This is a genomic window from Psychrobacter piscatorii, assembly GCF_904846415.1.
GTDB classification, from domain to species: Bacteria; Pseudomonadota; Gammaproteobacteria; order Pseudomonadales; family Moraxellaceae; genus Psychrobacter; species Psychrobacter piscatorii.
The window spans coordinates 96,155-109,464 of record NZ_CAJHAR010000007.1 but is presented as its reverse complement, the minus strand read 5'-3'; the positions used below and the strand labels follow the sequence as shown (position 1 = coordinate 109,464).

At 45.4% G+C, this 13,310-nt stretch carries 14 protein-coding genes; 10 read left to right on the top strand and 4 right to left on the bottom strand.

Features of this window, described 5'->3' with window-relative positions:
- Nucleotides 1–251: 251 nt before the first annotated feature.
- The 7 genes from recN (at nt 252) to JMX83_RS05075 (ending at nt 5,625) form a co-directional block, all read left to right on the top strand.
- The gene (gene recN, locus JMX83_RS05105; RefSeq protein ID WP_201599469.1) at nt 252–1,931 is read left to right on the top strand and encodes a DNA repair protein RecN; all 1,680 of its coding nucleotides are present in this window, start codon (nt 252–254) and stop codon (nt 1,929–1,931) included.
- Nucleotides 1,932–2,089: 158 nt separating this feature from the next.
- Nucleotides 2,090–2,653 (top strand): YqgE/AlgH family protein, encoded by a 564-nt coding sequence (locus JMX83_RS05100; protein WP_058023618.1) that lies wholly within the window; start codon nt 2,090–2,092, stop codon nt 2,651–2,653.
- Between the two features lie 64 nt (nt 2,654–2,717).
- On the top strand, nt 2,718–3,299 hold the full coding sequence (gene ruvX / locus JMX83_RS05095) for a Holliday junction resolvase RuvX (RefSeq protein WP_201599468.1): 582 nt from the start codon (nt 2,718–2,720) through the stop codon (nt 3,297–3,299).
- Nucleotides 3,300–3,385: 86 nt separating this feature from the next.
- Entirely contained in the window at nt 3,386–3,889 is a 504-nt protein-coding gene (locus JMX83_RS05090; protein WP_201599467.1) for a hypothetical protein, read from the top strand.
- Between the two features lie 57 nt (nt 3,890–3,946).
- Nucleotides 3,947–4,273, top strand: a complete 327-nt coding sequence (gene tusA / locus JMX83_RS05085; protein WP_201599466.1) for a sulfurtransferase TusA — start codon at nt 3,947–3,949, stop codon at nt 4,271–4,273.
- 18 nt (nt 4,274–4,291) lie between these two features.
- Complete coding sequence (gene xerD, locus JMX83_RS05080; protein WP_201599465.1) at nt 4,292–5,230, top strand: site-specific tyrosine recombinase XerD; 939 nt, start codon at nt 4,292–4,294, stop codon at nt 5,228–5,230.
- A 56-nt stretch (nt 5,231–5,286) separates the two neighbouring features.
- Nucleotides 5,287–5,625, top strand: a complete 339-nt coding sequence (locus JMX83_RS05075; protein WP_201599464.1) for a DUF3817 domain-containing protein — start codon at nt 5,287–5,289, stop codon at nt 5,623–5,625.
- Between the two features lies 1 nt (nt 5,626).
- On the opposite strand, the gene JMX83_RS05070 is transcribed toward JMX83_RS05075, so the two are convergent.
- Nucleotides 5,627–6,073: a PH domain-containing protein gene (locus JMX83_RS05070; RefSeq protein WP_201599463.1), complete on the bottom strand. Its 447-nt coding sequence runs from the start codon at nt 6,071–6,073 to the stop codon at nt 5,627–5,629.
- 230 nt (nt 6,074–6,303) lie between these two features.
- Between JMX83_RS05070 and JMX83_RS05065 the strand changes: the two genes are divergently transcribed.
- Entirely contained in the window at nt 6,304–6,912 is a 609-nt protein-coding gene (locus JMX83_RS05065) for a class I SAM-dependent methyltransferase (protein WP_201599462.1), read from the top strand.
- Nucleotides 6,913–7,078: 166 nt separating this feature from the next.
- On the opposite strand, the gene JMX83_RS05060 is transcribed toward JMX83_RS05065, so the two are convergent.
- A complete protein-coding gene (locus JMX83_RS05060; protein ID WP_201599461.1) occupies nt 7,079–8,233 on the bottom strand; it encodes an epoxide hydrolase family protein in 1,155 nt (384 codons plus the stop codon).
- A 249-nt stretch (nt 8,234–8,482) separates the two neighbouring features.
- Here JMX83_RS05060 and JMX83_RS05055 point away from each other — a divergent pair, with 249 nt between their 5' ends.
- Nucleotides 8,483–9,124, top strand: a complete 642-nt coding sequence (locus tag JMX83_RS05055; protein ID WP_201599460.1) for a TetR/AcrR family transcriptional regulator — start codon at nt 8,483–8,485, stop codon at nt 9,122–9,124.
- A gap of 50 nt (nt 9,125–9,174) precedes the next feature.
- On the top strand, nt 9,175–10,113 hold the full coding sequence (locus tag JMX83_RS05050) for an NmrA family NAD(P)-binding protein (protein ID WP_201599459.1): 939 nt from the start codon (nt 9,175–9,177) through the stop codon (nt 10,111–10,113).
- Between the two features lie 107 nt (nt 10,114–10,220).
- Here JMX83_RS05050 and lptG read toward each other — a convergent pair whose 3' ends face one another.
- Nucleotides 10,221–11,429, bottom strand: coding sequence for an LPS export ABC transporter permease LptG (gene lptG / locus JMX83_RS05045; protein ID WP_201599458.1), 1,209 nt, complete (start codon nt 11,427–11,429; stop codon nt 10,221–10,223).
- Nucleotides 11,429–12,733: an LPS export ABC transporter permease LptF gene (locus tag JMX83_RS05040; protein ID WP_201599457.1), complete on the bottom strand. Its 1,305-nt coding sequence runs from the start codon at nt 12,731–12,733 to the stop codon at nt 11,429–11,431. The genes lptG and JMX83_RS05040 overlap by 1 nt, the downstream gene beginning before the upstream one ends.
- Nucleotides 12,734–13,310 lie beyond the last annotated feature (577 nt).

Here is a 13,310-nt window from a genome sequence, read left to right as displayed (position 1 = left end):
CTTAATGATTGATATTACAGCGATTACTCATTGCCAGTTTTTGATGATTTTGTGGTAATCTTCCAATCACAAATTTGATTATACACTCCCTTAACGTTTGTATTTAAGCACATTTAACACCATACTGTTTGCCTACAATATTTATCTAGTTATTGTCGTTAAATAGATAAATTCATTTCTTTATTTACCTTATTTTATAGATGGCTTCTTAATATTTATACGAAGTTCATTGTCTGTCATGAGAGGCGTTGATGCTAGTATCATTAACTTTACATCAGTTTGCGTTGATCGCTCAGCATGAGCTGAGTGTCGCTGAAGGCTTCAATGTCATCACTGGTGAAACAGGGGCTGGCAAGTCGTTATTGCTGGATGCCCTATCCTTGTGTGTCGGCGCACGCGCAGACAGCGCGATGGTCAGACATGGCGCAGAAAATGCAGACATTTATGCTCAGTTTGATGTAGAGAATAACAGCGTCATTGCCGAATGGTTTGCCAAAAATGATCGGGCGCTAGACGAGCCTGAAGTACTTATTCGGCGGCAGCTGAGCAACACTGGTCGCTCAAAAGCATGGTTGAATGGTTCGCCTGCCAGTTTGGCTGAGCTAAAAAGCTTGGGCGCATTACTGGTCAATATTCATAGCCAACATGCTCAGCAAGCCTTACTCAAGCCGCAGTTTGTGGTGAATTGGCTCGATGAGATGGCACAAATAACGCCGCTCGCGCGTCAGACAGCCAGTAGCTATCAGCAGTATCAGCAGCTAAAGCGTCGCGCTGATGATATTGCAAGTCGCGAGGCTCAGCGTCAAGACCGTATTCAACTTTTACAAAGCCAACTGGCAGACATCACGCCTCTTTTGGCTGTCGACTATGCAGACGTTGAATCTGAGCACGAGGAGCTCTCTAATATTGAAGCCTTAATGCAAGAGGCCAGCCATGGCTTGCATCTGCTCGACAATGATACCGATGAGCCGGATGTGATGACCTTGCTCGGGCAAGCAATCAAGCTTTGTGATCATCAAGTTGGTGTCAGCCAAACCTTTGAGCAAGCCTCTGAGCAGCTGCATTTGGCGCAGCAACAAATCACCGAGGTGACGGCACTACTATCAGATTATGCCGAGCAGCAACTACCTGACCCTGAGCGCTTACAAGCATTAGACAATCTCATCAGTTTGGGTCATCGCTTATCACGTAAGCACAACTTGCCAGCGAGCGATTTGATTGATGAAGCAAAAGCGTGGCAAGAGCAATTAGAGCAGTTAGAAAACGAGCCGAGCAGTGATGCGATGGCCGCACAAATTGAGCAAGCTTGGCAAGACTATCTAGCACTGGCCACACAGCTAAATAAAGAGCGTACAAAAGCGGCACCAACCATTAGCAAACAGCTTATTGAGCAACTACAACCGCTTGCCTTACCTAATGCGCGCTGCGAGTTTGTTTCTACCAAAAAGACAGAGCCTAGCCAATACAATGCACACGGTTGCTACGATATTGATTTATTGTTCAGTGCCAATGTCGGTATGCCCATGCAGCCACTACATAAAATCGCCTCAGGTGGTGAGCTGTCGCGAATGGCGCTGGTCATGCAAGTCTTGCAAGCAACTAACGCTGATAACAATGCCGCCAAACCTATGCTGGTATTCGATGAAGTCGATGTCGGTATCAGTGGCGGTACGGCGCAGGTGGTCGGCGAGTTGCTACGGGCGCTTGGGCAAACGCAGCAATTGCTCGCGATCACTCACCAAGCACAAGTCGCGGCGCAAGCGCACCAGCATATCTTGGTACAAAAGCACCATCAAGAACAGACCGAAAGTGAGCTGATCATCCTGACCAACAGCGCGCAGGTAGACGAGCTAGCCCGTATGTCTGGCGGTGTGACGATCACTGATGTGACTCGCGATCATGCTCGTAGCTTGCTGTCTGATGTCAAATGACATATTAATTGTCGTTAAATCATCCAGCACTATTAATCAAAAAAAGTACTTGTTAAATCTTTGTAGCTATCAATAGCAGTTGGCGTGAATCTTGCTTTTCTATTGGTTATCACCATATAGTGGTCTTTCACCCTTATTATTCGGTTGCGTTTGTTTCTATGTCTAAAACCAATTTGACCCATCATTTCTTAATTGCGGCACCAGAGCTGTCAGACCCAAGGTTTGAACAGGCACTCATTTATATTTGTCGCCATGATAATCACGGTGCACTAGGTCTAATGGTCAATCGTCCGTTAGAGCAGGCGCGAGTGGGTAAACTGCTAGAAGATTTGGATATTGAGGTGACCGATCCGCAAGTGATGGAAGATGTGGCTTTAGAAGGTGGCCCTATGTATCCTGAGGTGGGCTTTGTACTGCATACAGGTCAGCCTGAATGGGCGTCTTCTTTTGCGATTTCAGAGAATGTCTGCATCACCACCAGCCAAGATATTCTAAAGCGTATCGCGGCAGGTCAAGGCGTCGGTCACTATCAACTGTGCTTGGGTCATGCCAGCTGGGGCAAAAAACAGTTAGACCAAGAACTGGGTAATGGTGATTGGCTCGTCTGCCCTGCCGATCTGACTTTATTGTTTGATACGCCGTTCGAGGAGCGCTGGCAAATCGCCGCTGACAAAATCGGCGTCAATTTTGACTATCTTAGCAGTGACATCGGTCATGCTTAATAGCATATGCTCTATGAATTGCGCTCTATGAATACAGATAAAGAAATAAAGGATAGCCGTCACTATGGTGGATAGTACTTTTACAGTAGATAGCACAGAAGCTGCAGATCATGATCTTGATAAAAATGACATTGGCAGTAATGAGTCTAACATCAATGGTCTTAGCGACTCTGAGCCAGAAATAAAGCCGCATCTTATTTTGGCGCTAGATTATGGCGTCAAAAAAATGGGCATGGCGCTCGGTAATAGTCTTACCCAAACTGCACGCGCTTTTGATATCTTGGCGATGAATAATGGTCAGCCCGACTGGGACAACCTCATCGGTATTATAAAGGTTTGGGGCGTGGCACAAGTCGTGGTCGGCCTGCCACTTAATATGGATGGCAGCAGCTCCATGCTATCAAAACGCGCACATAAATTCGCGCGGCGTCTGGCTCATAGAATTATGGAGCAGCACTTGCCAGTGACCGTATCATTATGTGACGAGCGTTTAACCTCTATCGAAGCAAGAGAAATCGCATGGGACAACGGCTGGATCAAGCATGAACGTGACCCGATTGATGATATCTCTGCTTGTATCCTGATGTCGACCTACTTTGCGGATCCAAATAGTAGTATCGCTATTGATGCGGTCAAAGCAGACTAATTAGGCAAAATAGGTAGAAGACACTGTTGTCTCTATCGCACCATTTTTCTACATCGTACCTATTCACAGATAAACGACTGATTACTATGACCACTGCCCTAGACCAAGATTTGCACACTAAGTCGCAACATGGTTTTGCTCCGCTTGCTATTGCTCGTATTAGAGGCGCGCAGCGTGCAAATCAGATAGCGATCTATCTCATTTATGCTGCCATTCTCGCCTTTATAGTATTTGGTACTGTTGCCAGTATCAAGATGTTCCATGACAATCAGCTACTGTATCAACTGTTTTATAACCTGCCCTATGCCTTGGTTGCGCTGACCATTCCCATTACGCTTTATGATGCGTTTGTGGTTTATCGTTATCGCTTAAACCAACCCTCGATGATTGCCATGAGTATTGGTGTATCGACCATCATATTGATTGGTGGCTTATTATTTGCCGATACGGCATGGTTAGGGCTGTCCTGTTGGTTTGGTGTGGCATTTTTATTCAAAGTCAGTTTCAAGCGCTTTTTTAACTTCTTAGACGTGGCAAACACTGACGAAGAGACAGCAGCCGTAGACGATCTAGACAGTACACCCCAGTAAGCGATTAAACAAACGATCCATTCTTTAACCTATTTACTTAGCTTTTCGATAACAACTATGACTACTTCTATACCAGATACGACCATCGACCATCACTTAGATACGCAAGGGCTGATCTGCCCTGAACCTGTCATGATGCTGCACCGAGTCATCCGCAAAGCAGATAGCGGTGAGGTGATTGAGATACTAGCTACTGATCCTGCTACCACGCGCGACATTCCAAATTTCTGTCGTCATCTGGGTCATGAGCTGCTCGGTCAAGAGACACTGGCGGAAAATGTCAGCTTAGATGCTGACCCCGATGAAATCACTGTTGATAGTGATGACACTACGCCAGCAAGCGCGACGCTGTATCGTTATGTGGTGAAGAAAAAAAGTGCTTAACCTATATCTGAGCGTCCTATGAGCCGTGACCGCGCCGTACAGCAGCGCCAGCCCAAAGCGCTGGCAGTCGATGATGAGCCGTCTTATATGACTGAGTTTCGTCAAGCCATGCTAGCACGTGGTCTGGCAACGCGTACGCGTAATGCTTATGTGCGTGACTTACGTTCTTGCGAGCTGACCAACCCAATCGCCCTGACCCGCTGGCAGCCTGATGATGTGCTGCACTGTCTCTCAATACTCGCTCAAGATAACAAAACCCCGCGCACGCAAGCACGTATGCTCTCAAGCTTACGACAGTTCTACTTGTGGATGATTGCGAGCAATCTGCGCGAGGATAATCCCTGCGAGCGTATCAAAAGCCCAAAACTCGGTCGTCCGTTACCAAAGGATTTGGCCGAGGCCGATGTCGATAATCTCCTTGCCGCACCTGATACCAGTACCGCTCTCGGACTGCGTGACAAAGCCATGCTAGAGGTACTCTACGCTTGCGGTTTGCGCGTCAGTGAGCTGATTAATCTGTCACTTGAGCAAGTCAATCTAAACTCTGGCTGGCTACAAATCACAGGTAAAGGCAATAAAACACGACTGGTGCCACTTGGTGAATATGCCAGCGATGCACTAGAAGACTACTTGTCGCATGGGCGCGGCGATCTAATTGCCCATCTAAAATCTGGCAACTGCCAAGCGGTGTTTTTGACTGCACAAGGTGGTTATATGACGCGGCAGAATTTTTGGTATTTGCTTAAGAAATACGCTCAAATTGCTAGTATTGATAAGGAACTATCACCTCATACCTTACGTCACGCCTTTGCCACCCATCTGCTTAATCATGGTGCAGATTTGCGAAGTGTGCAATTATTGCTTGGGCACAGTAATTTGTCTACCACACAGATTTATACCCATGTAGCGACGGCAAGATTGCAGCAGTTACATGCAGCGCATCATCCACGTGGATAGCCTTTTGGATAGAATAGTAATTAAATATTGATTAATGATCGTCAGAGGAATACACCGTGTCGCAAGCTCAGCCATCTTCCAAGCCCACTCTCACCAAAGCGCAAGTATTTGCGCTAAAAAAATTGACCATTATGGGTTATTTGGAAGGCACGTCTTTTTTGCTGCTACTGGGTATCGCTATGCCACTCAAATATATGATGAATATGCCTGAAATGGTAGGCTACGTCGGGCCTGTGCATGGGGCATTATTTATCGTCTATATCGTCGTACTCTTTATCACGGCGCATAAAATCAAAATGCCGCTGTGGGCGCTCCCTGCTGGTGTGCTTGGTTCGTTTTTACCCTTTGGGCCGTTTGTATTTGATCATTTATTAAAGAGGCGTTTGGGGAAGTAGTCTAGAAATTATATTTTTTCTCTATCACTATTTTGGGATTACGTGCTTGTATCTCTTGATAAAAGCGCGGCTTGTCTTTTGGCGATATCAATACTTCTTTGTTCCGATATTCTATTTTGAGTCTATCCAATGATAGTGCTGGAGCAGATGTCATGCTTCGAGTTGGTGTAATATGATTGATATCTGCCAGCTCAATGGTTTGAGTAGACAGACCACTATCCACATATAGCTGGCTATCGGTTAGGGTGTATTTAGTACCAAAAAAAGGCATAAGCATCAGTGCTGCAAAAGGCAGTAGGATAACCATTAGCAGTATGTTTCGCATACGTGAATTACTTTTGCCCCAGCGCCATTCCCATAATGGAATGAGGATAAGTGATAAACTACCGACCCATAAAATCAACGCGATCCAGAAGTCGACTTTAGATACAAATATAATGTCTGCCATACATACTACTTCAGAGCTATCAGGTTAAAGTTGAGTGTAAGCCTCTCACCTAATCTTGCCAATATCTTTTTTTCTATGTATTTTCTACATGCTAAATTTGGCAACCATAATGATTCACGTAATACGATGCTGCAAACCTACCCTTTTCTCGTTACAATACCCATCATACGATGCGCACTGTCTAATTGGACAACGCACCCCCTTTTACCTATCTATTATTTGAGACTCCCATGAGCCATAGACCACCTGCTGACCTCCTCAAAAACGCCCAACACTGGCGCGAAGACATTAACTTTAGTCAAGACGTGTTGGGTAAGCCGTTTGATTTTGCGACGACATGGGGTATTTTTTCACCGCAAAAGCTCGATGATGGCAGTTTGATGCTGCTTGATTATGTGGATTTCCAAGAAGATGATGATTCGATCGATTTGGGCTGTGGCTATGGCGTACTTGGTATGACGGCGGCGCGCGAGTGTCCAAACGGTCAGCATACGCTGATTGATAAAGACTTTATGGCGGTAGAATATGCACGCCGTAATTGTGAAAAAAATGGTCTAAAAAACGTCGATGTGCATTTATCAAATGGCTTTAACCATGTCGCAAAAGACAAAGACTTTAGCTTGGTGATGTCGAACTTGCCTGCCAAAGTCGGCAAAGAGCAGCATTATCTGTATTTCCTCGATGCTTATGCCCGCATGCGTAAAGGTGGGCGTTTTTATGTGGTGACCATCAATGGCTTACGTCAATTTATGAAGCGCTCGTTTACCGAAGTGTTTGGCAACAGCGAAAAGATCAAACAAGGTAAAACCTATACGATTACCATGGCGACCAAAGAATAATAGATGTCTTTGGTGATACATCGCTGCAAGTAATGACAGATACCATAAGCAAAGTTTTCAAACATATTGTATTTATGAAAGTAGCGCCTGCTATAAAAGATATGGCGTTACTTTCACAAACCACCAGTCTTGCTACTTCAAATTCAATTCAGTGAACGCTTTTAAATTAGCGTAGCGATCGAAACGTCTCACGTAAGTCATCAACGAACGCTTCAGGTGCCTCCATTGCGGCAAAGTGCCCGCCTTTTTCGTGCTCAGCAAAATGTACAATGTTATCAAATCGCGCATCAGCCCAGCGCCGTGACAGTCGTACTTGCTCCCCGCTAAACATAGAAATACCCATTGGCGTTTGCATCTTCTGCTGTTCCTTATCATTGTCAGCCATCGCCTGCGCCGCCTCCCAATAAAAACGCACAGAGCTCGGTCCTGTATTGGGCAACCAGTACAGCATGATGTCATCTATCATCTCATCGAAAGAAAATACCCGTTCTGGATTGCCATCATTATCTGACACATCTTGAAAAAGCGCATAAATCCAAGCAGCCAGTCCCACAGGAGAATCAGCAAGCGAAAAGGCAATCGATTGCGGTCTGGAACATTGTAGCTTCATATAGCCTGAAAACTCTTGATCGTAACGTTTGGCGTCTGCCAACATGGCTGTTTCACTGGCATCAGCATTTGCCACTTCTGCGTCCGTTGGCTGAAACGGTACAAAATTAAGATGGATACCCGCAAGCTCATTGGGTGCCATCTGACCCAATATCATTGTCACCATCGCACCCCAGTCACCACCTTGTGCCGACCATCGCTCATAACCCAAGCGCTGCATCAAAACTTTCCATGCCATCGCCACTCTCATTGGATTCCAGCCAGACTCATCAGGTTTGCCCGAAAAGCCGAAGCCTGGTAGCGACGGTATCACTAAATGAAAGGCGTCTTCCGCAGTGCCACCATGTTCGGTAGGATTAACCAGGCGATCAATCACATGGCGAAACTCTAGCACCGAACCCGGCCAACCATGTGTCATCAGTAACGGCATCGCCTCCTTATGTGGCGAACGAATATGCAGAAAATGAATCGATATGCCATCTATCTCGGTGACATATTGCCCCCAGCCATTCAGTAATCGCTCACAACGTCGCCAATCATATTGTTCAGCCCAATACGCTACCAGCGCCTGTACTTTAAGTAGAGGCGGTCCTTGTCTGCCATCCTCGACAGGGCTTTTGGTTGGCCAACGCGTGCTAGACAAGCGCGCTTTTAAGTCATCAAGGTCAGCTTGAGGGATATCTAAAACGAAAGGCTGGATAGTATTTGGCATGGTCTTTCCTTAATGAAATATCAGACTGCAATAGAAAAAATTAGGTATATATAGAATTAACTATACGCTCAAGTGTAGTTAATATACAATATAAAGAGAATATTTTTTTATTAGCAGTAGTAAATTCTTACTATCCGCCTATAAAAGCAGTTTATTTTAAAAAAATATCGCTACTGGATGAAAATTAGCTATAATTAATCTAAACATAATCGTTTAGTTAAAAACTGTATTTCTAGTGGAACACAAAAGATGAGTAGTGGAATAACAAGCGAAAAGAAACCACCGAAGCGTAAAGGTGGCCGACCTTTACTTTCAGAAGTGATCAAAATAGATGCCCGTATTTTGGTAGCGGCAACGGCTTTATTTCTTGAAAATGGCGTAGATGGAACAACGTTTGAAGCCATAGCAAGTAAAGCAAAGGTGAGCAAACCTACCTTGTACGCTCGCTACAGCAACAAGTCTGAGCTTTTTGAGGCGATGATTCGATCGAATGTTGCCTCTGCTATGCCATCAGTCACAGATTTGCCCAATGGTCTGTCTACTGAGGAGACCTTGCGCCTTGTGGGTCAAAAAATGATTGAAGAAGCGACTAAGCCAATACCGTTAGGATTGATGCGTCTATATATTACTGAGTCATCTCGCCATGGTACTTTGATTCGTGAGGTGGATTATATTGGTCGTGAAGCGGCAGTCGCCATGATCTCAACAGCGCTTGAACCAACGCTAAATTATGAAGCCGATCATCATGCGCGGCTCATTGCCGAAAAATTTATCGACATAGCTTTTATCCCTTATTTGATGAGGAGATTGCTTGGTGATACCGAAAGCTCACTCAATCTGAGGATTGACGAAGCAATATTATGTTTAAAAGCCTTGGGTTTACTTAATTAAAGTCTGTGTTTTCGCCCTTTTTCATGCAACTGCTATTGGATGTTTCTATTATGAAAAAACGAACTGCATCATCAACGAACACCGACCGTCGGATTTTTGCGATTGCTGGCGGTAGTGGCGATCTGGGTCTACGAGTTATTGAAGCCTTATGTCAAAAAGAGGTAAGCGTGCGCGCCCTTGTTCGTAAAGAGACGTCCTTTGACATTTGCCATCTCATCAAACAAAAAGGGGCCGACGTTCATCTCGTTGACTTTGATGATGTGCTGTCGCTAACTACTGCATTGGAAGGGGTACACTGTGTGATATCGACCCTCAATGGTTTGGAACCTGTCCTGATTGATACTCAAGGGAAGTTGTTAAATGCCGCTGTTCAGGCAGGTGTACCGCGCTTTATTCCTTCTGATTTTTCGCTAGATTTTACCAAAACGATAGCAGGACAAAATAGGAATATGGATATCAGGCGCGACTTTAAGAAACGCTTAGATGCCACACCCATTCAAGCAACCTCGATATTGTGTGGCGCATTTGCCGATCTGCTGACAGGACAAGCGCCTATCGTCATCAAAAAACTCAATCGGATTTTGTATTGGGGCAATCCTGACCAAGCGCTGAACTTTACCACCAGAGACGATGCTGCTCATTTTACCGCACTGGCTGCTATGGATAACGATGCGCCACGGATTCTTAGAATTTCAGGGGATACTGTGAGCGCAAACGCTCTCGCCAACATCATGTCAGCTTTGACAGACTATCATTATAAGACACTACGCGCAGGTGGGATGAAGCGGCTAGGCCTACTCATTACCTTGGCACGTAAACTAGATACGCAAAAAACAGACGTGTTTCCCGCTTGGCAAGGTATGCAATATATTCGAGATATGTTCAGTGGACGCGGTCAACTTGAGCCGCTTGATAATGAACGCTATGGCAAATACGCTTGGACAAGTGCGCAAACGGTGCTTGCTTCCAATCAAGATGACGATCATTGACGGTAAGCCGCTAGATCTAGATATAGCTAAGACGATATTTCAAAAACAACAAAGCCCGTCAAAACTATACTGTCTTGACGGGCTGCTTTATGGTGGACTGTCCTATTTTACATCTGCCGCTTAATTAAGTAGCCACCGAGCGCTGCACTACCGATAATCGGTAATAACACCATAAGCATGGGCGAGAATCCTGTGGCGAGCGATATAAATCCGACCAAGTCCTGAATGTAGCTAAAGAGCAGACCGAACAGTAGCGCCACCACAATACGCAAGCCCAAACTGTGCGTCCGTAGCGAGCCAAAGACGAATGAGCAAGCAACAATGACCAGCGACAATATCGATAAAGGTGATAATAGCTTTTGCCAAAATGCCACTTCATGATCCAAGGAGCGATTGCCCTGTTGGCGCATAAAGGTGCGATGCTCATAGAGCTGCGTCAATGACAAGTCCTCTGCCTTGCGCGTTAGCAAATATACAGACTCTGGAGCAAAGGGTAAGCTTAGCGTATCTGATGCTGAGACGGCTTGGCTACTCTCAAAGCCCTGATTGATGCTGAGCTTAACCATATCGTTCAGCTGCCACTCGTAGCGATATTGCTCACTTGGCTTGTCACTAGTTAGGTCAATTGGCTCACGCCCCGTGTATTGACCACCCTCAGCATGGACGGCAGTTTGTAGATTGCCGTTGTTATCCAAATGCCAGCGTTTTACCTCACCGATATTACCCTCAACATCCGCATAGTCGATATACAAAATATCGCTACCATCAGGTGTCGCGCTGCCATCCGCTGCACTATCAAATCGTGGCTGTATCGTCCAGTAGCCACGCACCGAAGTGACTAGCGATGTGTTGTCCTCATCGTTGATTTGCTTTGCCAATTGATTGGAATGCGGTAGCACGAACTGATTAATCGCCAATGCCAATAGCACAAAAATCAAAGCAGGTTGTAACACCCAGCCGACGATACGATAGATGCTGACCCCAGCCGCACGCATGACGACCAGCTCGCTTTTATTGGCAAGTAAGCCCAATCCTATGACAGCACCGAGCAGCGCACCCGTTGGGATGAACTGCTCTAAGAAGTAGGGTGATCGATAAAAGATATATTTAAGTGCCTGACCCATCGTATAACTGTCATCTAAAGAATCAAGCTCTGACAAGTAAGAAAAGACCAGCTGCAATGCCCATAAACCGACGACGGCCGCGATAATAGCAAGTAAGGCGTTGAGCTTGACATAACGGCTAAGGACTTTTAAATTGGCAGGTTTTTTGGCCAACTGACCAGCCCCTGCAGACTTAGCAAATAAAGAGCGCATTAAGACTGCCCTCCTTGTGAGCTATTGTGTTGATTGTCCAGACTGCTGATAGGCGCGGCGGTAGCGAGTCTATTTTCTTGTTTGCGAAAGCGTAATCGATGTTGCACACGGCTGCCCCAATTTAGATAAAGCGCTAGTGCCATAAAGCCTAAGACCAGCCATGCATATGCCCATACACTGATGCTGCCTTTGCTCACGGCATTCTTAAGCGAGATGATGCCTAGCGCACAGCTGACAAACAATAAAATAGAGGGAAATAGACGCAGCCAACGCCCTTGACGTGGGCGCACTTGCGCAAGCGGTACAGCCAGCATCGGCGCGATAATCATCAGCCACGGTAATGCCAGACGGTAGCCAAGCTCGCCTTGGGCAGCACGCAGCGCATTATTGGTGCCAGCTTGCGCGTCACCTGTTGCCGCCTGCCATAGAGGTCCAATTGCTTGGGTTTCGATATTGTCTTCAGTGATGACGTCTTGTGAGGATTCAGTGAGCGTGATGCGATAACGATCAAAGGCGACTTGATTGTACTTTAAGCTGCCTGCACCCACTTCGTAACGACGACCTTGAAACAAATCCAACTGAGTCACGCCGCTATTGCCAGTATCCACTTGCTCAGCACGCTTAGCCAGCGTAATGGTGTCTTTGCTAATGTCCTTTGCACCACTATTTATAATATCTTTTGGTATGTCAGAAATGCCAATTTGTTCGGCTGTCTCGTTATCAATCGTGTTATTCATATCGTTGGCATTAGCATCGACACTTTCGGCAGCACTACCTTTTTTCGCAGGTTCAGATTGGATCAATATCACATCTTGCAGTTTTTTCTTATCATCGCTGAGACTACCCACGTATAGATGGTAGTTACCGCTACTGATAAACTCATTTGGGCGAATCAAATCAAACGCACTGGTCAATGCTTGCTGCTGCCACACCGCCTCGGATGAGCGCACGCCCCATGGTTTTCCTACGATAGATAGCGCCGCCTCACCAACAAATAACGCTAATATCAATGGCGTCATTAATCGAGCTAGCCTACCGCGAGATACGCCGCTGGCATTGATAACGGCCATTTCTTGATCAACATATAAACGACCAAACACCAGCATCAACGCGATAAAAAAGGCTAGCGGCAATATCAACTCTAGAAAATATGGCAGGTTGTACCCAATAATCGTGAAAAGTAAGCTGATATCCAAACGTCCTTCAGCAGCAATGCCAAAATAACGTATCAAACGACCGCCAAGCATCATTACTACCAAAAACCCCAGCACCAAAGCAGTGGTCGAGGCAACTTGTCGAGTCATATAGCGGCGTAATATCACAATGGGTACTCTTAAACAGTTGGTATGCGCATGATGGATTGGGGATTTATCGTCATATTTGAGCACAACAACAATGCATCATAGGCATCATATACGGTCAAACAAACGGTCAAACAAACGGTCAAACAAACGGTCAAACAAACGGTCAAACAAACGGTCAAACAAACGGTCAAACAAACGGTCAAACAAACGGTCAAATAATACTGACAATTACTGAGTGACTAATTAGTCCTACTCAACAAACACAAGCGACAAATATAACCGCTAATCCTAGCATGTTTTGCCTAAAAATGGCTGTGAAATGTGTTTGCAAACATTACGTACACCTTACTGATAGTGCATTAGTATTGGCATACGATAAATATATCAAATATCGGATAAATCGTTAGTGAAATCTTATACAGAATTGGTTTAACAGTGTTTTCTCCAATACGTTTTTTATTTATTTAGTTTGGAAAGGTTTGTTTGTCATTCGTATCATAGAACCTCTATCTCTGTTATTAATTGCTAGACTGACTGACGGATAAAAATAATTTTATGTCATCTAATGTAATGGAGA

Bases quoted from the DNA above. Each gene is read 5' to 3' on its own strand.
- JMX83_RS05040 (WP_201599457.1), bottom strand. From the start codon at position 12,733: ATGACTCGACAAGTTGCCTCGACCACTGCTTTGGTGCTGGGGTTTTTG.
- JMX83_RS05050 (WP_201599459.1), top strand. From the start codon at position 9,175: ATGAAAAAACGAACTGCATCATCAACGAACACCGACCGTCGGATTTTT.
- JMX83_RS05090 (WP_201599467.1), top strand. From the start codon at position 3,386: ATGACCACTGCCCTAGACCAAGATTTGCACACTAAGTCGCAACATGGT.
- JMX83_RS05060 (WP_201599461.1), bottom strand. From the start codon at position 8,233: ATGCCAAATACTATCCAGCCTTTCGTTTTAGATATCCCTCAAGCTGAC.
- lptG (WP_201599458.1), bottom strand. From the start codon at position 11,429: ATGCGCTCTTTATTTGCTAAGTCTGCAGGGGCTGGTCAGTTGGCCAAA.
- recN (WP_201599469.1), top strand. From the start codon at position 252: ATGCTAGTATCATTAACTTTACATCAGTTTGCGTTGATCGCTCAGCAT.
- JMX83_RS05055 (WP_201599460.1), top strand. From the start codon at position 8,483: ATGAGTAGTGGAATAACAAGCGAAAAGAAACCACCGAAGCGTAAAGGT.
- JMX83_RS05100 (WP_058023618.1), top strand. From the start codon at position 2,090: ATGTCTAAAACCAATTTGACCCATCATTTCTTAATTGCGGCACCAGAG.
- tusA (WP_201599466.1), top strand. From the start codon at position 3,947: ATGACTACTTCTATACCAGATACGACCATCGACCATCACTTAGATACG.
- ruvX (WP_201599468.1), top strand. From the start codon at position 2,718: ATGGTGGATAGTACTTTTACAGTAGATAGCACAGAAGCTGCAGATCAT.
- xerD (WP_201599465.1), top strand. From the start codon at position 4,292: ATGAGCCGTGACCGCGCCGTACAGCAGCGCCAGCCCAAAGCGCTGGCA.
- JMX83_RS05070 (WP_201599463.1), bottom strand. From the start codon at position 6,073: ATGGCAGACATTATATTTGTATCTAAAGTCGACTTCTGGATCGCGTTG.
- JMX83_RS05065 (WP_201599462.1), top strand. From the start codon at position 6,304: ATGAGCCATAGACCACCTGCTGACCTCCTCAAAAACGCCCAACACTGG.